The sequence below is a fragment of the Acinetobacter sp. YH12027 genome (assembly GCF_013420085.1).
Taxonomy (GTDB): Bacteria; Pseudomonadota; Gammaproteobacteria; order Pseudomonadales; family Moraxellaceae; genus Acinetobacter; species Acinetobacter amyesii.
In genome coordinates, this window is sequence record NZ_VOYW01000015.1 from 28357 (window position 1) to 52351 (window position 23995).

General features: G+C 41.0%; 22 protein-coding genes. 12 read left to right on the forward strand and 10 right to left on the reverse strand.

Translation table 11 applies throughout. From position 1 onward, the window contains the following. The first annotated feature begins 81 nt into the window (after window positions 1-81). The 3 genes from tuf (at window position 82) to rimI (ending at window position 2948) form a co-directional block, all read left to right on the forward strand. Window positions 82-1272: an elongation factor Tu gene (gene tuf / locus FTT94_RS07185; protein WP_180002848.1), complete on the forward strand. Its 1191-nt coding sequence runs from the start codon at window positions 82-84 to the stop codon at window positions 1270-1272. 218 nt (window positions 1273-1490) lie between these two features. Next, window positions 1491-2372, forward strand: coding sequence for a metal-dependent hydrolase (locus FTT94_RS07190; protein ID WP_180008205.1), 882 nt, complete (start codon window positions 1491-1493; stop codon window positions 2370-2372). A 117-nt stretch (window positions 2373-2489) separates the two neighbouring features. After that, a complete protein-coding gene (rimI, locus tag FTT94_RS07195) occupies window positions 2490-2948 on the forward strand; it encodes a ribosomal protein S18-alanine N-acetyltransferase (RefSeq protein ID WP_180170501.1) in 459 nt (152 codons plus the stop codon). A gap of 84 nt (window positions 2949-3032) precedes the next feature. Here rimI and FTT94_RS07200 read toward each other — a convergent pair whose 3' ends face one another. The 3 genes from FTT94_RS07200 to trxB all read right to left on the reverse strand — a co-directional run bounded on the left by FTT94_RS07200 (window position 3033) and on the right by trxB (window position 5665). Next, window positions 3033-3848 (reverse strand): arginyltransferase, encoded by an 816-nt coding sequence (locus FTT94_RS07200; RefSeq protein ID WP_168379088.1) that lies wholly within the window; start codon window positions 3846-3848, stop codon window positions 3033-3035. A 21-nt stretch (window positions 3849-3869) separates the two neighbouring features. Beyond that, entirely contained in the window at window positions 3870-4601 is a 732-nt protein-coding gene (gene aat / locus FTT94_RS07205) for a leucyl/phenylalanyl-tRNA--protein transferase (RefSeq protein ID WP_180170502.1), read from the reverse strand. A 110-nt stretch (window positions 4602-4711) separates the two neighbouring features. Then, window positions 4712-5665: a thioredoxin-disulfide reductase gene (gene trxB, locus FTT94_RS07210; protein ID WP_180026552.1), complete on the reverse strand. Its 954-nt coding sequence runs from the start codon at window positions 5663-5665 to the stop codon at window positions 4712-4714. 253 nt (window positions 5666-5918) lie between these two features. Here trxB and FTT94_RS07215 point away from each other — a divergent pair, with 253 nt between their 5' ends. Beyond that, window positions 5919-9032: a DNA translocase FtsK gene (locus tag FTT94_RS07215; RefSeq protein WP_180170503.1), complete on the forward strand. Its 3114-nt coding sequence runs from the start codon at window positions 5919-5921 to the stop codon at window positions 9030-9032. Between the two features lie 41 nt (window positions 9033-9073). On the opposite strand, the gene FTT94_RS07220 is transcribed toward FTT94_RS07215, so the two are convergent. Then, window positions 9074-9970 (reverse strand): LysR family transcriptional regulator, encoded by an 897-nt coding sequence (locus FTT94_RS07220; RefSeq protein ID WP_168379094.1) that lies wholly within the window; start codon window positions 9968-9970, stop codon window positions 9074-9076. A gap of 104 nt (window positions 9971-10074) precedes the next feature. Here FTT94_RS07220 and FTT94_RS07225 point away from each other — a divergent pair, with 104 nt between their 5' ends. Then, window positions 10075-10977 carry an AEC family transporter gene (locus tag FTT94_RS07225; protein ID WP_180050353.1) on the forward strand — a complete coding sequence of 301 codons (903 nt, stop codon included), beginning with the start codon at window positions 10075-10077 and terminating at the stop codon, window positions 10975-10977. An 82-nt stretch (window positions 10978-11059) separates the two neighbouring features. Here the strand turns inward: FTT94_RS07225 and FTT94_RS07230 are convergent, their stop codons facing one another. The 6 genes from FTT94_RS07230 to FTT94_RS07255 form a co-directional block, all read right to left on the reverse strand. Then, a complete protein-coding gene (locus tag FTT94_RS07230) occupies window positions 11060-11347 on the reverse strand; it encodes a PA4642 family protein (protein ID WP_067766167.1) in 288 nt (95 codons plus the stop codon). A 288-nt stretch (window positions 11348-11635) separates the two neighbouring features. Further along, window positions 11636-11908, reverse strand: a complete 273-nt coding sequence (minE, locus tag FTT94_RS07235; protein ID WP_078190039.1) for a cell division topological specificity factor MinE — start codon at window positions 11906-11908, stop codon at window positions 11636-11638. A 2-nt stretch (window positions 11909-11910) separates the two neighbouring features. Further along, window positions 11911-12723 (reverse strand): septum site-determining protein MinD, encoded by an 813-nt coding sequence (minD, locus tag FTT94_RS07240; RefSeq protein WP_067670152.1) that lies wholly within the window; start codon window positions 12721-12723, stop codon window positions 11911-11913. 65 nt (window positions 12724-12788) lie between these two features. Further along, a complete protein-coding gene (gene minC / locus FTT94_RS07245) occupies window positions 12789-13508 on the reverse strand; it encodes a septum site-determining protein MinC (RefSeq protein WP_078193110.1) in 720 nt (239 codons plus the stop codon). Window positions 13509-13633: 125 nt separating this feature from the next. After that, window positions 13634-14698: a preprotein translocase subunit SecA gene (locus FTT94_RS07250; RefSeq protein WP_373686020.1), complete on the reverse strand. Its 1065-nt coding sequence runs from the start codon at window positions 14696-14698 to the stop codon at window positions 13634-13636. Window positions 14699-14713: 15 nt separating this feature from the next. Beyond that, entirely contained in the window at window positions 14714-15637 is a 924-nt protein-coding gene (locus FTT94_RS07255; RefSeq protein WP_180063877.1) for an acyltransferase, read from the reverse strand. A 247-nt stretch (window positions 15638-15884) separates the two neighbouring features. On the opposite strand from FTT94_RS07255, the gene FTT94_RS07260 reads away from it, so the two are divergent. From FTT94_RS07260 to FTT94_RS07290, 7 genes are all read left to right on the forward strand, one after another. Next, window positions 15885-16517 (forward strand): OmpA family protein, encoded by a 633-nt coding sequence (locus tag FTT94_RS07260; RefSeq protein WP_078190036.1) that lies wholly within the window; start codon window positions 15885-15887, stop codon window positions 16515-16517. Window positions 16518-16654: 137 nt separating this feature from the next. Further along, window positions 16655-18694 carry a UvrD-helicase domain-containing protein gene (locus FTT94_RS07265; protein WP_078193107.1) on the forward strand — a complete coding sequence of 680 codons (2040 nt, stop codon included), beginning with the start codon at window positions 16655-16657 and terminating at the stop codon, window positions 18692-18694. Window positions 18695-18758: 64 nt separating this feature from the next. After that, window positions 18759-19211, forward strand: coding sequence for a dUTP diphosphatase (gene dut / locus FTT94_RS07270; protein ID WP_111885270.1), 453 nt, complete (start codon window positions 18759-18761; stop codon window positions 19209-19211). Window positions 19212-19789: 578 nt separating this feature from the next. Further along, a complete protein-coding gene (locus FTT94_RS07275) occupies window positions 19790-21214 on the forward strand; it encodes a phosphomannomutase/phosphoglucomutase (RefSeq protein ID WP_180050362.1) in 1425 nt (474 codons plus the stop codon). A gap of 10 nt (window positions 21215-21224) precedes the next feature. Continuing rightward, window positions 21225-22133, forward strand: coding sequence for an acetylglutamate kinase (gene argB, locus FTT94_RS07280; RefSeq protein ID WP_078190033.1), 909 nt, complete (start codon window positions 21225-21227; stop codon window positions 22131-22133). Window positions 22134-22342: 209 nt separating this feature from the next. After that, window positions 22343-23191: a class II glutamine amidotransferase gene (locus FTT94_RS07285; protein ID WP_111885279.1), complete on the forward strand. Its 849-nt coding sequence runs from the start codon at window positions 22343-22345 to the stop codon at window positions 23189-23191. Between the two features lie 263 nt (window positions 23192-23454). Further along, on the forward strand, window positions 23455-23910 hold the full coding sequence (locus FTT94_RS07290) for a bacteriohemerythrin (RefSeq protein ID WP_078190032.1): 456 nt from the start codon (window positions 23455-23457) through the stop codon (window positions 23908-23910). Window positions 23911-23995: the final 85 nt, after the last annotated feature.

Genomic DNA, 23995 nt, shown 5'->3' on the forward strand with positions numbered 1-23995 from the left:
TATAAGCCCAAACTAATTCATAGTTAAAAACCAAATGCTCATGCAGTATCCCTGCATGAGTAGTTTAAAAAGGAAGATCTCATGGCTAAGGCTAAGTTCGAACGTAATAAGCCACACGTTAACGTGGGTACAATTGGTCACGTCGACCACGGTAAAACTACTTTAACAGCTGCAATTGCAACTGTATGTGCAAAAAAATTCGGTGGTGAAGCGAAAGATTACGCTGCAATCGACTCTGCACCAGAAGAAAAAGCACGTGGTATTACAATTAATACTTCACACGTAGAATACGATTCTCCAATCCGTCACTACGCTCACGTAGACTGCCCAGGTCACGCCGATTATGTTAAAAACATGATTACTGGTGCTGCGCAAATGGATGGTGCGATCCTTGTATGTGCTGCGACTGACGGTCCAATGCCACAAACTCGTGAACACATCCTGCTTTCTCGTCAGGTAGGTGTACCTTACATCGTTGTATTCTTAAACAAATGCGACCTTGTTGACGACGAAGAACTTCTTGAATTAGTAGAAATGGAAGTTCGTGAACTTCTTTCTACTTATGACTTCCCAGGCGACGACACTCCAGTAATCCGTGGTTCTGCTCTTGCGGCGCTTAATGGTGAAGCTGGTCAATACGGCGAAGATGCTGTAGTTGCTCTTGTTGAAGCTCTTGACTCTTACATCCCAGAACCAGAACGTGCTATCGACCAAGCATTCCTTATGCCAATCGAAGACGTATTCTCAATTTCAGGTCGTGGTACAGTAGTAACTGGCCGTGTTGAAACTGGTATCGTGAAAGTAGGCGAAGAAGTTGAAATCGTTGGTATTAAAGATACAGTTAAAACAACTGTAACTGGCGTAGAAATGTTCCGTAAACTTCTTGACGAAGGTCGTGCGGGCGAGAACTGTGGTGTTCTTCTACGTGGTACTAAACGTGAAGACGTTCAACGTGGTCAAGTACTTGCTAAACCAGGTACAATCAAACCGCATACTAAATTCGACGCAGAAGTATACGTACTTTCTAAAGACGAAGGTGGCCGTCATACTCCATTCCTTAACGGTTACCGTCCACAGTTCTACTTCCGTACAACTGACGTAACTGGTGCGATCGCGCTTAAAGAAGGCGTTGAAATGGTTATGCCTGGTGACAACGTAGAAATGTCAGTAGAATTAATCCACCCAATCGCAATGGACGCTGGCTTACGCTTTGCGATCCGTGAAGGTGGCCGTACAGTTGGTGCTGGTGTAGTTTCTAAAGTAACTGCATAATCACTAAATGTGTGTAAAAAAGCGCCTCTTTGAGGCGCTTTTTTTTATGCTTATTCAATGTGATAGGGGAAATTGTCTGACAATATTTTTTAAAGCTGTCCTTTAGTGATAATTCACTGTCCTTAACTGAAATAATTACGCTTCAATAAAACCGTAATATGAACTCAAGAAAACCAATAAAAAGTTTGAGTATTTAATAACTCAAAAAGGAGTTAGGCATGAACGCTAAAGTAAAGATTACTAATCGAGCAGGTGCAAGTTTCCCTGTACGTCGCATGAATTTTGAATTTGATGCAGTACCAGAGTATTGGATGAACGGCTCAGCTGGTTTGACACATTTTATGACCGCATTATCTGCTTTATTTCCAGCGGGTGAAATGTTCTTTATTGATAGTGTGCGTGCCGTACGTAAACACCCAGCGATCGCAAACAATGAAGCCTTACAAAAAGAAATTAGTGCTTTCATTGGTCAGGAAGCCATGCATACGCAAGAGCATGAAGGCTTCAATGCTTCTGCACAAAAATACGGTCATGATGTAGAAACGCTTGATAAGGCAACGGGTCGAGTTATCCAAGGCGTGCGCAAAGTCTTTGCACGTATTGGTAAACCTGTTGGTATTACTCAAGAAATGGTGGATCTAACCGCAACTACGGCACTTGAGCATTTCACTGCAACGATTGCTTCACAGTTATTGGTTAACCCACATATTCAAGTTTTAATGACAGATGAAACCATGAAAAATATGTGGTTGTGGCATGCGATTGAAGAAAATGAACATAAAGCCGTGGCTTATGATGTTTTTGAAGGTGTCTTTGGTCAGGGAATTAAGGCCTACGCACTCCGTACAGGTTCATTGATTGGCGCAATGGTGACTTTATTCTTCGTACAAAGCTACTTTGTTGCTCGTTTATTAAAAGAAGATAACAAGCTTAATTTTGAAGCATTAAAAGATATTTATACCTATGGTTATAGCCCTTCAAAAGGCATCATCACTGGTATGGGTAAAGAAATGCTGATGTATTTTAAACCTGGTTTTCACCCGAATGATTTAGATACTTCAGGTTTGTTAAAAACGTGGAAAGCTTATTTGGGGCTCTAATCACAGCGCTGTGGTGACTTTTTGAGAAGGGCGATGTAAATCGCTCTTTTTTTTATTCAACTTTAGAGACAAACTTTTTATAATGCGCATACCCTAGCCATAGAAAGATAAACGAAGATGATTCGTTTGATGCAAGACGCTGATGTACAGCAGGTTTACGATATCGAGCGCCGTGTACAAAGCCATCCTTGGACTATAAAACAATTTCAAGAATCGATTGCTGCCTATCAAAGTACGGTGATTGAGCGACAAGGAAAAGTTGTAGGTTTTTGCATTTTACAACCCGTTTTAGATGAAGCAAATTTATTGCTGATGGCGATCGATCCGGGCCAGCAAGGCAAAGGCTTAGGTTTTCAATTGCTCGATGAATCTATTGCTTTACTCAAAAATAACCCCATTCAAATCTTCTTAGAAGTGCGAGAAGGTAATAAACCTGCGATCCGTTTATATGAAAAAGCGGATTTTCATCAAATCGATTTGCGAAAGAATTATTATCCAAATGCCGATGGAACTCGTGAGCACGCCATTATTATGGTGAAGGCTTGTATTGATGATTTTGCAGCTTTATTTAAATAAAAGCGGTGAAGCGTCATCAGATTTAAAGAAAGCATTCGTGAATAAACGAATGCTTTTTTATTGAATATCTTTTGTTGATCCCTTTTATTTAATAATAGGATTATTCCAACCTGAAGGTAAGGTGGTCATCAGGGAATCCCCCAGTTGGCTAATTTCTTCTTGGGTCAGTGGTCGATTGAGTCGACGCCATTGTCCATCAAGCAGAAGTTCCAGTGGAATGTACTGAGATTTATAATTCATTTTTTGCGAATCTGGCACCCAATAGCCCAAGTAGACATATTGCAATCCAAGCTTTTGTGCATGCTCGATTTGTTTCAGAATGGCAAAAGTCCCTAGTGAGCGACGGCTTTCATCAGGATCAAAAAAGGTATATACCGCTGAAATACCATCATCGAGTGGATCACAGGTAGATACACTGATTAGTTGCTCATCCAACCATAGCTCTAAAAAGAAACTGTCAGTGCAGCTATTAATTAAAAATTTTTCAAATTGATCTTGGCTAGGTGGGTACATATCACCATCAGCATGCCGTTCATTGATATAGCGTTCGTACAGGGCATAATGCTTTGCATCGGCATCTTGAGGACGGCTAATTTTCACCGTTAAATCTTGATTCCGTTTCCACGCTTTTTTTTGCACGCTGTTCATTTGAAATTCAAGAACAGGCACGCGTGAGGATAGACATTGACGACAAAGATGACATTCAGGGCGGTAGACAAAATCCCCACTACGACGAAAACCCATGCGGGAAAGTTCAGATAACGTGACCACATCAATACGATGGACAGGATCAAGAAAGACCATCCGAGCAGATTTATTTTCTAAGTAGCTACAATCATGCGGAGGCGTGATGTAGTACTGTAATTCGTTCAACAGGGACTTCGGTTGATAGGAATTCATCGTAATATCCCTCTTTTATTGTCATGCGCTGAGACTTGCCCATTGCGCTATTGTTTTACTTGAAAATACACTGTCCTGATACTTTTTCCAATCGATAGAGGGTTGTTTAACAACATCTTGTAACGAATTAAGGTATTGTTGGCGAGAAAGTGTACTCGCACCTAAGCTTAAGAGGTGATCGTTGACCAATTGGCAATCAATCCATGGCAACTGATTCTCTTGCCCGATGAGCATTAAGGTGTAAAACGCCATTTTAGAGACATCTGTTCGTGTACTAAACATAGACTCGCCAAAGCAGCCATGGCCAATATTGACGCCATAGAGTCCTCCGACAACGGTCTCATTTTCCCAAACTTCAATGCTATAAGCATAGCCTGCTTCAAACAGCGCAGAATATCCCTGAATAATATCTTCTGAAATCCATGTTTCATTGGCATAACTACGTGGCAATGAACATGAGCGAATCACAGTTTCAAACGCATGATTAATGGTGATCTTATAGTCCATTTTTTTCATGCTGCGTAATAACGATTTGCTTGGATGATAGTCCTGCGGTCGAATAATGCAGCGGGGTTCAGGACACCACCAGCAAATCGGATCACCTTCACTAAACCACGGGAAAAGACCATGGCTATAGGCTTCAAACAATGTAGAAGGAGAGAGGTCAGCACCGATGCAAATTAAGCCTTCACCATCAGGATCGCATTCAGCTGGATCGGGGAAAGTAAATTCAGAAGGAGGGAGTATCGGCATGCCAAGCTTCTTATTGAGTTACACGGATTTTTATCATACATAAAAAAGCCGACCATCAGGTCGGCTAATTTTTAAAACTGTTTAGCTAAGCAAATGACTTAAGCAAAAGATTATTCACCGAGTGCATCAAGGTATTTTTCAGCATCGAGTGCAGCCATACAGCCTGAACCTGCAGAAGTAATGGCTTGACGGTAAATGCTGTCGGCAATATCACCCGCAGCAAATACACCCGGAATAGACGTTTGTGTTGCATTACCCGCAGTTCCGCTTTGAACTTGGATGTAGCCATCACGTAGGTTCAATTGACCATCAAAAATACCGCTGTTTGGTTTGTGACCAATCGCCACAAACATTCCAGTGACATCAACATTTTGAGTTGAATCATCTAGCGTAGATTTAATACGTACAGAAGTCACACCGGTGTTATCGCCAATGACTTCATCCACTTGGTGATTCCAAATAATACTGATTTTACCTTCTTTTTCTTTTGCAAAAAGATGATCTTGCAGAATTTTCTCTGAACGTAAAGTGTCACGACGGTGTACAAGAGTGACATGAGAAGCAATGTTTGAAAGATACAGCGCTTCTTCCACAGCAGTATTACCGCCGCCGACAACCATAACTTTTTGGTTTTTGTAGAAGAACCCGTCACATGTTGCACATGCACTCACGCCTTGACCCATGAAAGCAGCTTCTGATTCAAGACCTAAATATTGTGCAGTTGCACCTGTACAAATAATCAATGCATCACAAGTAAACTCTTCCATATCGCCTTTAAGCACGAACGGACGAACATTGAGATCTACTTCGTTGATATGGTCATACACAATTTCTGTGCCAAAACGTTCAGCATGCGCTTGCATTTGTTCCATTAGGGCAGGGCCTGTTAAACCTTCTGCACCACCTGGCCAGTTGTCTACTTCTGTCGTTGTAGTCAATTGACCGCCTAATTGAATACCTGCGATGAGTGTCGGTTTCAGGTTTGCACGGGCAGCGTATACCGCAGCGCTATAACCTGCAGGACCAGAACCTAAAATAATTAGACGTGAGTGACGAGCGCTCATCCGTAGAATCCTTTTTTTATATGATAATTTGTGGAATTATACGTCAAAGTTTGAAACGATTGTGTGAGATTAAAGTCGATATTATTGATCATCGAAATCGTTTTGAGCTATATAGAATAAAGTTAACAACTATACTTAAATTATCTTGCATCTTTTTTATTGAACAGGTGCATAATAACAGGTTTAGATTCAGCCCATTTTTGTTGTGGGTAATGACAAAAACATTCATGAAGAATTGGTTACAGGAACGTATATGACAGCGGTGTCGGGTGCATATGCACAGCGCTTAATAATGACATTATTCCTTGTTTCATTTGGGATATATCTGTTCCTTGCAACAGTCACATATACGCCATTTGATCCGGGATGGATGCATTTATCCAGTGATACTCAGCAAGTTTCAAATGCCAGCGGCGTCGCAGGTGCATGGATAGCTGACTTACTCTATGGATTTTTAGGTTGGGCAAGTCTGCTGATACCTGTCTATTTATTTCTCGAAGCAATTCAAGTTTGGTGGCCACGTAGTTTTTTAAACCGTCCATTTCGCTATGCCGCTCAGTTCTTTATTTTACTGGCAACTTCAAGTTTACTTTTCCTGTTTTGGAATGTCCCTGAAGATACTTTAGAAAATGCATCTGGCGGGATCATTGGCTATGAACTGGGTCAAAGTCTTGAACAAATTTTAACGGTCTATGGTGCAGCAATATTTCTTATTGCATTTTGGATCATGTTGTTCACTTTGGCCTTTGGCATCAAGTGGAATAAGACATGGGCAACCATGAAATCCACACCAGCTTATCTGCAAGATTTGTTCTATCGCAATGTGCCTGAAGGCGATACCGCATTTGACCGTACAGTACCAACGACTAAAAAAGATAGTGCTGCTGCGCATGCATCAAAAGTGGTTGCACCTGTAACACCAGCCGACGAACATCATGCGGTCGATGTCGATCCTGTGGTACGTGATCGTGTTGCTGAACGTTTATTTGATGATATTGCCGATAAAGAATGGGCAGACAAAGAAGGCAATGCACAGCTTTTATCTACGGTAAATTCGCCGGAGACTGCTACACCATCCGATGAAGATTTTGAACATACTTTGGCGAAAGTTCGTCAGCTTGAGCAAGATCAACAACGTGTTGTTGCGACGGGAGAGGTTTGGCGTGCCTTGCATTCAAATGATGACCAACGGCACAAACAAGATATTGATGCTTTACTGAAAGCTGCAGAAGAAGAGCAGCCTGCCAATCAAACTGAATATTTCAACAAAGCAGCGGATGTGCATTCGACTTCTCCGACAGAAGCGGTGCAACCTGCTAAAAAATCAGTGGATTGGGATGATGATGAGATCTTCGATGAGCTGTTAGCCGCTGTTCCAAATGGTAAAACAGCGACTGATGTGCATAGCCCATTTAATACAGCACAAAGTGAAAGTCCTGCAACGCATTCAAATGATTTTGCTACAGGTGCTGCTGCCACAGTTGCAGGTTTAGGTGGGGCAGCTGCACAAACGACAACGCTCACCACACCGAAAAATATCAGTGCTGAAGCTGAATTTAATGATCTCGATGATTTGCTGGTTGAAGAAGCAGAGCAAGCAATTGAACAGTCACAACCGGTTCGTACAACCAGTAGTTATGCGCAATCAACGCCTTTGGTTCGTGCTGAAATCAATACGCAGCCACAGACTTTTGTATCTGACGATGAAAAAGCCTTAATCAGCTCGAATAAAGATGCTTTCCGTGAAGTGTGGCAAGAAACAGCAGGTAAGCCTGAAGACATCGATTTAGATCTCGAAGATGATTTTGACTTTGATGCGCCTTTAACCGATGCCTCTGGTCGTCCAATGTCACGTGCGATGCAAGTGGCACAAAAACGCTTGGATTTACCGACTTTGCCGGGCTTGGAAATCTTAGATCCGGTTGATCCGAACAAGAAAGTCAATTTCACTGCAGAGCAATTGTCTCGCTTGTCTGAACTTTTAGAAATTAAACTGCAAGAGTTTAATGTCAAAGCCAAAGTTGTAGAGGCACAGCCGGGACCAGTCGTAACACGTTTTGAACTTGACTTGGCACCTGGTGTGAAAGCGTCTAAAGTCACCAATATTTCACGTGACTTGGCGCGTTCGATGTCTATGGCTTCTGTACGTGTGGTGGAAGTTATTCCGGGTAAACCGTATATCGGGATTGAAGTCCCAAATAGTTCACGTGAAATGGTTCGTCTTATTGAGCTGTTAGAAACGCCGGCATACCGTGATCCAAATGCCTTACTTAGTATGGCGATGGGTAAAGATATTTCGGGTAATCCTGTCTTGGCCGATTTGGCGAAAGCGCCGCATATGTTGGTGGCAGGTACTACAGGTTCTGGTAAGTCAGTCGCAGTCAATGCCATGTTGCTATCGATGTTGTTGAAATACACACCTGAGCAACTGCGACTCATCATGATTGACCCGAAACAGTTGGAACTTGCCAACTATAACGATATTCCACATTTATTAACGCCTGTTGTAACCGACATGAAAGATGCGGTGAGTGCATTGAACTGGTGTGTCAATGAAATGGAGCGTCGTTATAAGCTGATGTCCTTGATGAAAGTGCGTAAGCTGACTGACTTTAACCGCAAAATTGAAGAAGCAATGGCCAATGGTGAAGATCTGATTGATCCAACTTGGAAGCCAGATGACTCTGCAACCCAAAGTCGTGCGCCACGTTTACAGCCAATGCCGTTGATCGTAATTGTTGCCGACGAATTTGCTGACATGATCATGCAAGTGGGTAAAAAAGCCGAAGAAATGATTACCCGTCTTGCACAAAAATCACGTGCAGCAGGGATTCATTTGCTGTTGGCGACACAGCGTCCAACCGTAGATGTGGTGACGGGTTTGATCAAAGCCAATATTCCAACCCGTGCTGCGCTACGTGTGAACAGTAAACTGGATTCACGTACTATCTTAGATGCTGGTGGTGCGGAAGACTTACTGGGTCATGGTGATATGTTGTTCCTCGGACCGGGTAAAATTGAACCTGAACGAGTACATGGCGCGTTTATTTCAGACGATGAAGTGAACCGTATTTGTGATGCATGGCGTGAGCGCGGTGAACCGAATTATGTCGATGAAATCCTCACGCCTTATGATGAAGAGCCGACATCTCGCGGTTTTGAAGATGGTGATGGCGGATCAGACCGTGATGCGTTGTATGATCAATGTGTTAGTTTCGTTTTAGAAACACGTAAAGCATCGACGTCATCTTTACAGCGTAAATTCAGTCTCGGCTATAACCGTGCTGCACGGATTATTGATCAGATGGAAGAAAATGGCATCGTCAGTGGGATGGGGCCAAATGGTAAACGAGATATTTTGGTCTAAGTCCTAAAATAAAAAACCTGCTTCGGCAGGTTTTTTTATTTTTAGATTGAGAACTCATCTTGGTAGAACATGGACTGGGCCAATTCGATAAAAGCTTTGCAGGCAGGGCTCATGAGTTTTTGATTTTTTACGGCGAGTCCAATCTGCCGTTGGGTATTTGGAAAGAGTGGACGTTTAACCACATGTGGATGTAGCGCCAACAGCTCAGTAGGCATCGCCATATCCGCAACAATAGCAATCCCTTCCTGTAAATTCACCATGTTTAAAATGGTTAGCAGTTGCGACATTTGATAGGTGATTTTAGGTTGTATGTGGTGTTGTTTAAGCAGTTTTTCCACATGGGACTGGCTGCCTGCACGGGTCATAATAAAGGGGTAGTTTTGCAGGTCTTGGATATTTAAATGACTGTGTTTGGAAACTGAATAACTATCTGGAATCAAGGCAATGAAAATGTCTTGAATTAGGGGGAAAGTGAACAGCTGCGGCTTAGGGAGTACAGCAAAACCAACATCAATCTGACGTTCAGAAATCCAACGTGACACTTCTGCATCGGTACCTTCTTCGACATAGATTTCAATATGCGGATAGCGCTCCCGATACGCTTTGAGCAGCTCTGGAAGCAGATGAATCGAACTAGAAGAACCAAACGAACCAATTCTCAGCGTTCCTTGTTGAATACCATGTGCGGCATGCACTTCTTGCTGCATGATTTGTGCGGTATTGATGACTTCTTTGGCATGTAGCAATAACTGCTGACCGATGTGGGTCAGGCTTATTTCGCCTTGCTCACGGCTAAATAAGCTGACATTCCAATGTTGCTCTAAACACTTTAAGGCATGAGAGACAGCCGACTGAGTAATTCCCAGTTGCCGAGCAGCGAGAGTAAAGCTTTGTTGTTCTGCGACTTTAATAAAAATTTCAAGCTGAGAAAATGTCATTGCCATGAGTAATTGCTCATTTTGTTATGAGTCTAGATGAGGATTATATTGTGCTACATAAATGGTTAAAGATGAAATAGCTTGTTTATTTCAAGGCGTATAGCATGAATATCGTCGTCGCATTGTTTCCCCTCGTTGCATTAATCGCAATGGGCTATGTGCTTAAATACACACAGTTTGTTCAGGATGAATTCTGGGCAAATTCAGAAAAACTCAATTACTACGTTTTATTTCCTGTGCTGCTTTTTTTGAATGTATCAGCCGTGCAATTGGATATGAACACTGTTTCACGAATGTTGACAGTACTGGTTGCGGGCACCTGTTTGATCAGCATCGTGTTGTGGGGGATCAAGCAGTTTATGCATATTCCCGTGCAGCGTTTTGGCGTGTATATCCAAAGTCATATCCGTTTTAATACCTATATTGGCTTGTCATTAATGGGGGCGCTGTTTGGCTCAGAAGGCATGCAAATGTTTGCGATGTTGATTGCTGTGGCTGTTCCTTTGGTGAATATCATTTCTGTCCTGTCTTTTTCCAATATCAGCGTTAAACAGCTTGGACAAACCTGTATTTCTATCGCGAAAAATCCGCTCATTCTAGGTTGTGTAGTCGGTGTTCTATTTAATTTATCAGGTCTCACCTTATTTAATGGTTTACCCGAGCTGCTAAAAATATTGGCGGCAATGAGTTTACCTTTGGGTTTATTGTCTGTGGGAGCGGCATTACAGTTTCAGCAGATGCGTGCAGATGTACGTCGTCTGAGTTTAAATACGATTGGGCGATTAGTTTTAATGCCGAGTTTGGCTTATGTGATAAGTAGTTGTCTTTGTTTAACTGATTTTGAACGGATAATTTTAGTGGTCTTTTTTGCTTTGCCGACTGCATCATCGTCCTATATTTTAACGCGCTATTATCAGGGCGATTCACAACTGATGGCGGCCATTATTAGTGTACAAACCATTGGTTTTGGCTTGATGTTTCCATTGCTCATGTTGATCGTGCATTAATCATGCTGAAATACTATCACGCTGATTTTAAATAAGATAAAAAAAGCCCACATCATGCGGGCTTTTTTTTCGGTACTCGAAATTAAGCAAATTTTGCCAATACTTCGAGGAAACCTGCGCTTTGACGTGGATATTGAGCAATCACGTCATGAATACGCTGACCTTCAGGATTAGTTGCGTTCACATCACGGCCATCGGCAACGAATTGAGTCAAAAGACGCTCATAGTCATTTGGACGCATATGTTTGAAAGCATGGTAAAGCACGTGAAAGTCGCCATTCACTCCTTCAGGAGGAAGCTGAGTAAGGTAGGCAAATACACGCTCATCTGACCATTCTTCGTTGAACGTTGCTGGCTGAGATAATGCCATCGCAATCTCCTTGCTGGTTTAAAAATACAAAAAGGCAAAAATGAGTACGCAAGTAAAATGGTTTTATTCGCCATCTCTAAGTTAAGCGACTCATTTTATGGTTGGATCAAAAGTTATTTTTTTTATCCCGTTTACTCGAAGCAAAGCTTTTGATCTAACAAAGGAATAAAACTAATCCAGCCCACTCGAAGCAAAGCTTCTCATCTTGCGGCTGGGTAAAGCAACGCTTTACTGATCCAGCCTCACATTTTGCCTTGATTCAATTTACTTGGCTAATCAGAATTCAGATTAACGTTCTTCAGGCAAATTGATATTCATTTCAAGCATTTCAATATTCGCTTCAGAACGAACAGACATTTGAATATGTTGCTCATCTACACCACGAACATAGCGATTTACCACTTGCATGATTTCTTTTTTCATCATGTCAATCTTGTCTTGGCTAAGGCGTTTACCTAAACCATTTTCAGATGCCACGATGACTTTTAAACGGTCTTTTGCCGTTTGTGCGCTTGACGGTTTCTCGTCGCTGCTAAAAAGTTTGCTCCAGAATCCTGCCATGATTACGCTCCAAATAGACGTGCTAACCAACCCTTAGGTTTTACCGTAATATGACGGTAAGGGCGCTCTTCACCAAGGAAACGTGCAACAAGGTCATCATACGCTTGGCCAGCCGCTTCTTCTGTAAACAAAATCACTGGTTTACCTTCGTTCGATGCTTGTAGAACGCTTTTACATTCAGGAATAACACCTAAAGTCGGTACGCGTAAAATATCTTTTGAAATGTCATCAATCGTCAACATCTCTTGTTTATCCGCACGTTCTGGATTGAAACGTGTAATACAGAGATGCTTACGGATACGACCTTCGTTTTGTTCTACTTTTTTGGTTTTGCTGTCGAGCATACCAATAATACGGTCAGAGTCACGTACCGAAGAAATTTCTGGGTTCGTCACAATGATCGCTTCATCAGCATGATACATTGCTAAAATTGCACCACGTTCGATACCCGCAGGTGAGTCACAAATAATGTAATCGAACTCTTGAGAAAGTTCGTCCATCACACGTGCTACACCTTCATCTGTTAACGCGTCTTTATCACGTGTTTGAGATGCTGGCAAAATGTAGAGATTTTCAATATCTTTATCGCGAATAAGCGCTTGTTGTAATCGAGCTTCGTTATTCAATACGTTTACAAAGTCATATACAACGCGGCGTTCACAGCCCATGATCAAGTCAAGGTTACGTAAACCCACATCAAAGTCGATCACAACAGTTTTGTGGCCGCGAAGGGCTAAACCTGTTGCAAAAGATGCGCTTGTAGTTGTTTTACCTACGCCACCTTTACCTGATGTTACGACAACAATTTTCGCCACCGAATCCACTCCTGTTATGGTTTAAATCCCCTTTTTTAATTAGGGGTTTGGTGATTATTTATACATTAAAATTGCAAAGCTTCAAATACTAGCTCTTGCTGGTCATTCAAATAAATATGTACTGGCTGTTTGACCACATGAGGTGGAATGTCATCAGCGACACAGTAAGTCCCTGCTATTGAAACCAATTCAGCTTCTAATGAATGGCAGAAAATACGTGCAGCCGTGTTCCCACCAGCTCCGGCAATGACTCTACCACGAGCACTACCATAAATATGTATATTTCCTGAAGCAATTACTTCTGAACCGCTATTAATCCCAGCATTAATAATGATATCGCCATGGTCTTGGACTAAACATTGACCTGTACGCAAGATTTCATTGTGATATGACGTGGCATGACGAATGGTCGGTACTTCGACTGCAGCAATTTTATCTTCGGTTTTTTCTTCTGCAGGCGCGGGCTCTTCAACCACTTGTTCGCGTGTCGGTTTAACTTGTTGTAGTTTGCGATCCGCAGGAACTACGGGAAATTGGATAGCACGTGCTTGGTCCGATAGCGGACCTTCAGTGACACCAATCGGTTGAATTTCAATACTAATAAGTAGTTGAATCAGTGCAATTAGTTCTTGATCAACCGTACTTTCAATCACGGCTAATGTTCCGGGTGGAAAAGCCTTTTGGAACATTGGAGTAAGTTGCTGGCGGATCGCATCATGATCATTGGTATCGAGGTGAATGCGAATCGCATTGACCATTTTGCCTTTTATCCGTATATCAGCCATATTGAATCCTTGAGACTTCTAACTATTACTTTTGTGCCGAAGTAGTTATGTTGTAAATAGAGCAAATCCTAGAACAATTTGCATGAATACTCTAGCGGAGTTCGCAATTATTTTTGACTAAGTGTTTATTCTGTAGCTTGGTCCTGTTCCTGCATAATCTGCTGCCACTGTTTTACTTTCACTTGCTTACGAATAGCCTCTATACTTTCAAAAACCGCAGAGCGAACCAACTCATCCAGCTGGGCATTATTTTCGATTTCAATACGGCTAACACGCTGTGAAATGTCTAAATATAGATTGGGTTTCTGAGCCGTCGATGTATTGGGATAAGCCAACGGGGAAATTAAACCTTGGGTAATATTTTCACCCAAACGTTGCCCGATACTTTGAATCTGCTGTTCAATGCGGCTGCCAACGATTGGCACTAAGCGCAATAGCTGCGTGAGTTCTGGAGTGTCTTCGATGGCCTGACTGACGATTTTTCCGACATTTTTGGCGATCAATTCACGTTCAGCACGTAGCTCTTTGCTTAAATTTTCTTGCAAAATTTCGGCCAAGACTTGGGTAAATAACTCTCGGTGATGCTGAACGACATTGCTAATCAAATCTTTATGTGTGGTACTGGTGTTTAACTCATGTCTAACCCCATCGAGCACCGTCAGTACTACTCGATCAGACAGTTCTTCCATCACCACACGATAATAAAACAAAGCTTTCTTTTGCCATGCCGATGGCACAATCTGATAACCCATTTCATAAAGTCGATAGGCAATCACGCCCGCGCGAAATAAACGCAGGAAACGTAAATGCGGCACAATGGCTAAAATTTCGTACCAATGTATAAACGGGAAGAAGAACCAGCGCTGATGGTGCTTGTTGATGATGGCAATCGCCCAACGCACCAACAGTTCTACAATCAAAAAGATAATGAACCACGCTTCGGTGGTAATCACCCACGGATGCAAATGTTCACGGTAAAAACTCAGCACATCGGGCAGGTGGATACTGTTAAAGAACCAACTGCCAAGATTGCTCATGAGAAAAAAGTTCATGCACAGGCAGAACAAGTTAAAAACAATAATAAACACCATGAATATGTCATAAATCAAAAACAGTTTGAATGACCAACTGTCTGGATTGACATGATGATATTTAGATTTCTTGTTTTGCGGCATGCTGTTCTGCGACATAAAACTTCTTCTTAATTATTCAGTAACTGAGTATTTGGCTTTCATACGAGTAATGAGTTGGTCTTTCTCCGTCCACAGCTCATCCACCCAATGCTGAAATTTTTCACGGAATTCTGCATCATCTTCATAGTTGCCGCCATGCACCCACGTTGGAATTTCAATTTTACGTAAATCCACGGCGATACGTGGAACTTCACCTAGCCAAAATTCGCCATAACCTGGTGCACCATTTGGATAGACGATGGTCATATCTACGAGAGCATCAACTTGATCCCCTAAAATATTGAGTGCCAGTGCTAAACCACCCGCTTTTGGCTTAAGAAGGTTTTGATACGGTGACTGCTGCTGCGCATGCTTTTCAGGGGTAAAGCGAGTGCCTTCCAAATAGTTCAGCAGGGTAAAAGGCTGGCTCAATAACTGTTCACAAGATTTACGCGCTTCTTCCATATCTCGATATTTAAGTTCAGGATTTTTCGCGATTTGTTCTTTGCTATGACGTTTCATCATTGGGAAGCCTAAAATTTTAAAAGCTTGTCCAACAAATGGAATGAAAATGAGTTCCCATTTGGTAAAGAAACGCGTCAGTGGCATACGGGTTAAACCAAAATATTGGTTAACTGTTGTATCGACCCAACTCTGATGGTTACAGGTCATGAGATAGCGACCATGCAAATTTAAGTCGAGGCCTTCATCGATGGTGATATCCCATTTTGTGTTGGGTAAAACGTGATCAATTAACCAGTTATTGACCGTGAGCCAACTGTTGGTAATTTTTATGTTGGTTTCATCAACCTTTTTTGATTTTTTAAAGAGTTTGGTTAGACCAAGGGCTAGTACAGGAGGACCATGGAAAAAAGTACTGCCTGTCATAACTGAACCGACGGTAAGTCCTTTGCTAATTTTTTTTAGTGTCGGTTGCTTATTTGTTTGAGATGACATATAAAAAGTCCTAGCGGAAATTGTCCAAATAATGATTGATTCTAATAAATATAGTTCGAGTTGATTAAATAAAAAAGGACATCTGCAGAACTGTGAAGAAATTGTGATGGAATTAACAAATAAATCTCGTATTCATATTACAAATTGTAACTAAACGTTTTATTATTAACAAAAAATCAATGGTTCAGCCATTTGTTTTACTTCATCATTTCAACCATACAACAAAACACAAAGAAGGAGGCATGCAATGCGTGCACTAGTAATTTCGGCAGTAGTTGGGGCAATGGCACTTACTGGTTGTCAAAACATGGAATATGACAAAGCAGCAATCGGTACTGGTCTAGGTGCTCTTTTAGGCGCTGGTATTGCTTATTCTAATGCTGATAAAGACAAAATGGGTCAAGCAGCAGCAATTGGTGCTGTAGTTGGCGCGGGTGCTGGTCTTCTTCTTGATAAGAAAGAACAACGTCTTAAACAAGAATTGGCTGGTACTGGTGTTGACGTAGGTCGTAATCCAGATGGTTCGATCAACCTTGTTATGCCATCAGTAACTTTCGCAACTAACTCTTCAACTATTCAATCTCAGTTCCAATCTGCGTTGAATGACGTTGCTAAAGTATTGCGTGAAGACGGTACTGCAAACAAACTTGCAATCGTTGTACACGGTCACACAGATAACACAGGTTCTGATGCGATCAACAACCCACTTTCTCAAAACCGTGCAAACTCAGTGAAAAACTACCTAGCGTCTCAAGGTATTTCTTCAACTCGTATTACTGCACGTGGTTACGGTTCAACTTCTCCAGTAGCGGATAACTCAACTGCTGCAGGTCGTGAACAAAACCGTCGCGTAGAAATCTCAGTTTACGAAACTAAATAAGTTTTAGTTCGAAACGAAAGGCCACCCTCGGGTGGCTTTTTTTATGGCATTTTTAATGACCGATAAAATACATTTTGCATTAGGCAAGATCGTTTCAGATGACTATAATCATCCTCGAATTAATAAGAGGAAAGACTATGTCACTGGCAAGTCAGTTGAACGACAAGCAACTTGAAGCAATGAAATACACTCAAGGACCCTTGTTAGTACTTGCAGGGGCAGGTTCAGGCAAAACATCGGTGATTACCCGTAAAATTGCCTATCTGGTGAAGCATTGTGGTATTCCTGCGCACCGTATCACCGCAATGACCTTTACCAACAAAGCTGCGCGTGAAATGAAAGAGCGTGTGACGAAGCTGATGAGTCGTGAAGAGGCAAAAGGGCTGTCGGTTTCTACATTCCATAACTTCGGGCTAAACATGCTTCGTTTGGAATTAAAAAATACACCGTTAAAAAATAACTTTTCTATTTTAGATGCAGATGACTGCAAACGCATTTTGATGGATTTAATGCATCGTGACAATTTGTCGGGTGCAGAAAGTAAAGAGCTGATTGCCAAAGCCATGAAAATGATTTCAGATTGGAAAAACGATCTGATTCCACCTGAGCAAGCGCACACCACTTGTGAAACAGCAGAAGATGTTCAATTTGCGCATTTGTATCAACTGTATGAGCGTAATTTACGTGCGTACAATGCCGTTGATTTTGATGATTTAATTGTCATGCCAACGCGCTTATTACAAGAAAATGCAGAAGTGCGTGATCGTTGGCAAAATCGAATCCGCTATTTATTGGTCGACGAATATCAAGATACCAACACCGCGCAATATATTTTGGTGAAATTACTCGTGGGTGTCATGGGACAATTCACTGCGGTAGGTGATGATGACCAATCGATTTATGCATGGCGTGGTGCTAAGCCTGAGAACATGGCTTTATTGAAGGAAGATTTCCGTAATCTGAAAGTGATTAAGCTTGAGCAAAACTATCGCTCGACCAGTCGTATTTTAAAAGCTGCCAATACAGTTATTGGCAATAACCCACATATTTTCGATAAAAAGCTTTGGTCAGATAAAGGCCATGGTGAAGTAATCCGCGTGATTACTTGTCGTAATGACGATGATGAATCAGAACGCGTGGTAAAAGACTTGATTACGCACAAGCTGATGAACGGTAAAAATTGGAAAGACTACGCCATTTTATACCGTGGTAATTTCCAAGCGCGTGCTCTAGAGACACAGCTACGCCAAATGCAGATCCCGTATAAATTATCGGGTGGTCAGTCTTTCTTCGCTCGTGCTGAAATTAAGGACTTGATGAGCTACTTACGTTTGATCATCAACCCTGAAGATGACAGTGCATTTTTACGAATTATCAATACGCCAAAACGTGCGATTGGTCCTGTGACTTTGGAAAAGCTTGGCTTATTTGCGCAGGAAAGTAATTTATCCTTACTCAGTGCAGCAGGTGACCAGCGCTTAAGCATGGCGATTCCGAAAAAAGCCACAACCCAATTGGCCGAATTTGCGGACTTTATTTCGACCTTTACTCGTGAATTATTAGAAGATGATGAACCTGTTCCGATCATTCGTCGCATGATGATTGAAGCAGGTTATATCGACTATGTTAAAGAATCTGCAGCTACTCCTGCGCAGGAAAAAACCAAACTGGATAATATTGAAGTGCTATATAGCAGTATTCAAAGTTTGATAAACCGCGCTGAAGATGTAGATGAAAAGAACATTGAAAGTGTGATTCGTAAAATGGTGCTGCTCGATATGTTAGAACAGCAACAAGAAGAAGAAGACACCGATAAAGTCAATTTGTTAACACTTCATGCGTCGAAAGGTCTGGAATTTCCATTCGTTTATTTGATTGGTCTGGAAGAAGAAATTCTACCGCATAAAAACTCCATTGCTGCTGACACGGTCGAGGAAGAACGACGTTTGATGTACGTGGGGATTACTCGTGCACGTCAAGGCTTAACTATGACTCTAGCAGAGCAACGTAAAGCCGGTGGTCAAATGCGACAAATGACACCAAGCCGTTTCTTGGACGAACTGCCACAAGATGAATTGGAGTGGTTAGGCCGCAAGAAAAAGCTGGCAGGGGATATCGATCCTAAACAGCAAGCACAGCATTATTTAGAAAATTTACGCGCGCTGATTAAGCGTTAAAGCTTAAAGCGTAGAATATTTTATTTATTTTTTGAAATTCGTTTTATTGAAACAGGAATGAACCATGAAAGTTCAAGTTAAAGTTCTCGACACACGTTTAGGTACGGAATGGCCAATGCCAACTTATGCCACAGCAGGTTCGGCAGGTCTTGATCTCCGTGCATGTGTAGAAGAAACCACCGTAATTGAACCGGGTCAAACTGTTCTGGTAAAAACAGGCCTATCGATTTATATCGAAGATACTAACTTTGCAGGTTTAATTCTGCCACGTTCAGGCTTAGGTCATAAACACGGAATCGTGTTGGGTAACTTGGTCGGTTTGATTGACTCAGACTACCAAGGTGAATTGATGGTATCTGTTTGGAACCGTAGCCAAACGGCATTTAGCCTAGAGCCGGGTGAGCGTTTAGCACAATATGTTTTAGTGCCAGTTGTACAAGCTCAGTTTGATATTGTGGATGAGTTTGAAGCCACTGAACGAGGAGCAGGCGGTTTTGGTCATACAGGTAAAAACTAATCAGCGCAAGACTTTTGATCCAGTGTGTTGACAAGTAAATGCCTACAATCAAGTAGCTAATAAAAACCATCCTCGTGATGGTTTTTATTTATATCATTTTAATTTATTAAAAATCAAACCTATATTTAGAGTGTTTAGGCTTTTATCAATATCGTTTATAGGCTTATCTCGAAAAATTTAATTCTGATGAAATTACTCGGTTTATATTTTAATAGAGAAGAATAAATTGAGCCTTGTTTGTTGATTTAAATTTAATCAATTTACTATATTTGTACAGAGTGGAAGAGGGGTTTAAAAATGTTTGAAAAGTAAAATAAATATAGATGAACGCGTGGTTTGATATTTTATAAATTGTAAAGTTTTGATTTATTTAAAAAAATAATTTAGAGATAATAGGTGTTTTTGGATTGATTTTAAGTTTTTGATCAGTGTTTAAATATTATTAATTGATTATTAACTAAAATTGTTATAAAAAAGCTACACTTTTTTTCAGGATTTTATCCTTTAATTAAAAGCTTAAATTCTAAATAGAATTTAAGATTTTTTAATTAATAAAGATGTAATTAGAAGAACATAGTATGGGTTCACTGTTTAGTCACTTTCCGCAACATATTTTTCGTGCATATGACATTCGCGGGAAAATATCGCTCTTAAATGCTGATTTAGTTCAGTCAATTGCTTGTGGCTTAGTCAAACAATATTTAGATGTAGGGCAAAAGAGACTTGCCATTGGCTATGATGCGCGTTTAACCAGTCCAACCTATGCAAAAATAATTCAAAAAGTCTGCCATGAGGCTGGCCTTGAAGCGGAAATTATTGGCTGCTGCTCAAGCCCGATGTTGTATTTTATTGCGGGACAATTTCAAGGCAATGGCATTATGGTGACGGCGAGCCATAATCCAAAATCAGATAATGGTATCAAGTGGATTATCAAAGGTGAGCCACCTTGTCCAGAGATGATTCAACACGTTGCAGTCGAAGCACGAAATTGTTTTTCATCGGAACGTGTGCATTTGATGACTGAAATTGAGCCACACGAAATCAAGCCTGAATATTGTTTGGCCTATCAGAAATTTATTTTAGATGACATTCATTTACAGCAACCACTTAAAGTGGTGATCGATGGCATGCATGGTTCAGCTGGGCATTGTGCAGCCTTATTATTAAATAAATTAGGCTGTGAAGTTTTGGCATTACGTTGCCAAGCTGATGGACATTTCCCTGATCATGCTCCAGATCCATCACAGCTCAAACATTTAACCCATCTCCGCCAAGCCATACAGCTACAAAAAGCCGATATTGGCATTGCTTTAGATGGTGATGGTGATCGTTTAGTGCTGATTGATGAAACTGGCAAAGTCGTTTCTGCAGATCGATTATTGTGTTTATTTGCTGAAATTTGTTTGACTCAAAAACCACATGCAGAGGTGGTATTTGATGTGAAATGTTCAACAATGATTCGGGATACCGTGTGCGATTTAGATGCGCAGCCTGTCATGATTCGAACGGGCAGTAGTTTCTTGCGAAAATATATTTCCCAATCTAAAGGCAAAGCGGTTTTTGGTGGTGAATACGCAGGGCATTATGTTTTTAATGACGGTCGTGGTGGTGGCTATGACGACGGTCTATATGCTGCCTTAAGGGTCTTAGAATATATTCAAACTCAGGGGCTGACATTGTCAGAAGCTTTGGCGAAATATCCAGAGCGCTTTAGTACCGAAGATTTATATGTCAGTACGCATCAGCATGATCCAGCGGAAGTTTTAAAGCAGGTTGAAGCCAATTCTACGCGAATTCTGGCACAAATCAGTAAAATTGATGGAATACGCCTTGATTTTGATGATGGATTTGGCATCATTCGAGCATCGAATACAGGTGAGTATTTCACTTTACGCTTTGATGCCAACTCATCAGCACGCTTAAAAGAAATACGAGATCTGTTTGTTTCCATGTTAGTTGAGCACTATCCAGACATTGCTCATGACATTCCAGATGCTCAATAAGGAGAGGCAAATGCCACATCAACATACTGGCATCGACAAAGCACAAATCCTGACGGAAGCTTTGCCGTATATTCAACGTTTTGCGGGTAAGACGCTGGTAGTGAAGTATGGTGGTAATGCCATGACCGATCCTGAGCTTGAGAGCTCATTTGCACGTGATATCGTGCTGCTGAAAACGGTTGGTTTAAATCCGATTGTGGTTCATGGCGGTGGTCCACAAGTGGATTCATTCCTCAAACAATTAGGCCGTGAGTCTGATCGTATTGACGGTATGCGCGTGACTGATCCTGCAACGATGGAAGTTGTCGAGATGGTCTTGGGCGGCAGCGTGAACAAATCGATTGTGAACTTAATCAATAAACACGGTGGCCGTGCAATTGGTTTAACGGGTAAAGATGGTAATTTGATCCGTGCGCAAAAATTATTGATGGAAAAAACAGCCGAAGATGGTTCAGTAAAACAGATTGATTTAGGTCTAGTTGGCGAAGTGGTTGGTGTGAAAACTGACGTACTTGAAATGTTTACCCAAAGCGATTTTATTCCTGTGATTGCACCATTAGGTGTAGACGAAGACGGCAACACCTATAACATCAATGCTGACTTGGTTGCAGGTAAAGTGGCTGAAGCATTGGGTGCGGAAAAGCTAATTCTTTTGACCAATATCACGGGTGTTTTAGACGAAAATAAAAATCTGCTGACTGGGTTAACCACCCAAGAAGTCGATCGTTTGATTGAAACTGGCGTGATCTATGGCGGCATGATTCCGAAAGTTGGCTGTGCATTAGATGCAGTCAAAGGCGGCGTAATCAGCGCGCATATCGTTGATGGTCGTGTACCTCATGCAACATTACTTGAAATCTTTACAGATCATGGTGTGGGGACTTTAATCACCAATCGAACCAATGTGAAAAAAGCTTAAGATACTTAGCATTTTTTGATATAAAAAAGCCTCTTTTGAGGCTTTTTTATTATTTATCAGTTGGCTAAGTGAGATTTGAAAAGATCAAATAATGTATTTGCCCTGTTGGATTATAAAAACTCTTACAATGGCGCCGATTTTAGATTTACAACAACTAAAACTGTCATGCACAATAGAGAAATCATAGATTTACTGCTGAAATGATCGATATGTGCCAGCTGCTCGGAATGAATTGTGCGACTCCTACCGATATTACTTTTTCGTTTCGGGGATTTTCGCAGCGAGCAGGAATTACCTCAGATCATTGTGATGGCTTTGGTATCGCTTTTTTTGAAGATAAAGCATGTCGTTTATTTGTCGACAATCAATCTGCTGTAGAGTCTCCGATTGCTGAGCTGATCCGAAACTACCCGATTAAATCTCGCAATGTGATTGCACACATTCGTAAAGCGACACAAGGCAAAATTAATCTTGAAAACTCACATCCATTTAGTCGTGAATTGTGGGGCAGACAGTGGATTTTTGCACATAATGGCGACCTACATGGCTTTCAGCCTGAGCTCACAGGGCGCTTCAGCCCCGTCGGCAATACCGACAGTGAATTGGCCTTTTGCTATTTGCTCGAGCAAATGGTGAAACGTTTTGGTTATACCGAACCTACACTCGATCAGGTGTTTGATCTGTTATTAGAAATTTCTCCTAAAATTGCAGAACATGGCACCTTTAATTTTTGTTTGTCGAATGGGCAGGCGCTATTTAGTTATGCGATTACCAAGCTGCATTGGCTGGTTCGAGAGTTTCCATTTCAGCCTGCACAGTTGATTGATATTGATGTTGAAGTCGATTTTAGTGAAGTCACTACGCCTGAAGACCGTGTTGCCGTGATTACCACTGAACCCCTAACGCAAAACGAAGTTTGGACAGCATTTGAGCCGGGTGAAATGATTTTATTTCAACATGGTCGTCCAATTCGTGCTGCAAAGACGGTTGTTGAACGTTTAGAACGTGAGCGGCTGGACCCATCTTTAAAACGTGTCACACGTGCAGATCAGTATTAATTTTGAATGAAAGATATTCATTATAAAAATGAATATCTTACACTTTATTGAATTAAGGGTGTTTTCTAAGATATTGAATTGATTAAAAAATATCTTAGCTTTATACTCGGGATTAAATAAATTAACATAATAAAAACAATTGATTACAATATAAATGGCAGTATTTCAATTAAAACCAACCTTTTTACTTCATTTTTATTTAAGTTCTTTAATTATATGATGAAATTTACGTGATAAGTCCTTCATATTTATAGGTGGTCGTAATGAAAATGAAATGGGTTCCAGAATACAATACTGGTATCGATGTGATTGACGATCAACACAAACGGATTCTTGACTACATCAATGAAATTGATGGCATTGACGCAAATACAGATCGTGATCGTGTAAAACAAATTCTGGAAAACATTATTGATTACACGCAATCACATTTTACCTTCGAAGAATCTTTACAAGAAGAAGCGGGTTATAAATATCGTGTGCCACATAAACGCGTACATGATTTATTTATTAAAAAAATTGAATCTTACCGTGACCGTTTTGAAATGGGGCATGCGATTGAAAATGAATTACATGAAGTGCTTTCAAAATGGCTGATTAACCATATTCAGCACGATGATGCTGATTATGTCGGTGCGGTTAAAGAAAATATGATGGGTATCATCAAAGAAAAAGAAAAGAAAAAAGGCAAAAATTGGTTTGCACGTTTCTTTTCATAACCTCAAAAAATGAAATAAAAACAATTAAATTCTAATAATATCATTTGCGCAGCAAATCACCTTTAAGGTGATTTGCTTTTTGTTT

Excerpts from the sequence above, each read along its gene's own strand:
- tuf (WP_180002848.1), top strand. The coding sequence starts at position 82 with ATGGCTAAGGCTAAGTTCGAACGTAATAAGCCACACGTTAACGTGGGT.
- FTT94_RS07190 (WP_180008205.1), top strand. The coding sequence starts at position 1,491 with ATGAACGCTAAAGTAAAGATTACTAATCGAGCAGGTGCAAGTTTCCCT.
- rimI (WP_180170501.1), top strand. The coding sequence starts at position 2,490 with ATGATTCGTTTGATGCAAGACGCTGATGTACAGCAGGTTTACGATATC.
- FTT94_RS07200 (WP_168379088.1), bottom strand. The coding sequence starts at position 3,848 with ATGAATTCCTATCAACCGAAGTCCCTGTTGAACGAATTACAGTACTAC.
- aat (WP_180170502.1), bottom strand. The coding sequence starts at position 4,601 with ATGCCGATACTCCCTCCTTCTGAATTTACTTTCCCCGATCCAGCTGAA.
- trxB (WP_180026552.1), bottom strand. The coding sequence starts at position 5,665 with ATGAGCGCTCGTCACTCACGTCTAATTATTTTAGGTTCTGGTCCTGCA.
- FTT94_RS07215 (WP_180170503.1), top strand. The coding sequence starts at position 5,919 with ATGACAGCGGTGTCGGGTGCATATGCACAGCGCTTAATAATGACATTA.
- FTT94_RS07220 (WP_168379094.1), bottom strand. The coding sequence starts at position 9,970 with ATGACATTTTCTCAGCTTGAAATTTTTATTAAAGTCGCAGAACAACAA.
- FTT94_RS07225 (WP_180050353.1), top strand. The coding sequence starts at position 10,075 with ATGAATATCGTCGTCGCATTGTTTCCCCTCGTTGCATTAATCGCAATG.
- FTT94_RS07230 (WP_067766167.1), bottom strand. The coding sequence starts at position 11,347 with ATGGCATTATCTCAGCCAGCAACGTTCAACGAAGAATGGTCAGATGAG.
- minE (WP_078190039.1), bottom strand. The coding sequence starts at position 11,908 with ATGGCAGGATTCTGGAGCAAACTTTTTAGCAGCGACGAGAAACCGTCA.
- minC (WP_078193110.1), bottom strand. The coding sequence starts at position 13,508 with ATGGCTGATATACGGATAAAAGGCAAAATGGTCAATGCGATTCGCATT.
- FTT94_RS07250 (WP_373686020.1), bottom strand. The coding sequence starts at position 14,698 with ATGTCGCAGAACAGCATGCCGCAAAACAAGAAATCTAAATATCATCAT.
- FTT94_RS07255 (WP_180063877.1), bottom strand. The coding sequence starts at position 15,637 with ATGTCATCTCAAACAAATAAGCAACCGACACTAAAAAAAATTAGCAAA.
- FTT94_RS07260 (WP_078190036.1), top strand. The coding sequence starts at position 15,885 with ATGCGTGCACTAGTAATTTCGGCAGTAGTTGGGGCAATGGCACTTACT.
- FTT94_RS07265 (WP_078193107.1), top strand. The coding sequence starts at position 16,655 with ATGTCACTGGCAAGTCAGTTGAACGACAAGCAACTTGAAGCAATGAAA.
- dut (WP_111885270.1), top strand. The coding sequence starts at position 18,759 with ATGAAAGTTCAAGTTAAAGTTCTCGACACACGTTTAGGTACGGAATGG.
- FTT94_RS07275 (WP_180050362.1), top strand. The coding sequence starts at position 19,790 with ATGGGTTCACTGTTTAGTCACTTTCCGCAACATATTTTTCGTGCATAT.
- argB (WP_078190033.1), top strand. The coding sequence starts at position 21,225 with ATGCCACATCAACATACTGGCATCGACAAAGCACAAATCCTGACGGAA.
- FTT94_RS07285 (WP_111885279.1), top strand. The coding sequence starts at position 22,343 with ATGTGCCAGCTGCTCGGAATGAATTGTGCGACTCCTACCGATATTACT.
- FTT94_RS07290 (WP_078190032.1), top strand. The coding sequence starts at position 23,455 with ATGAAAATGAAATGGGTTCCAGAATACAATACTGGTATCGATGTGATT.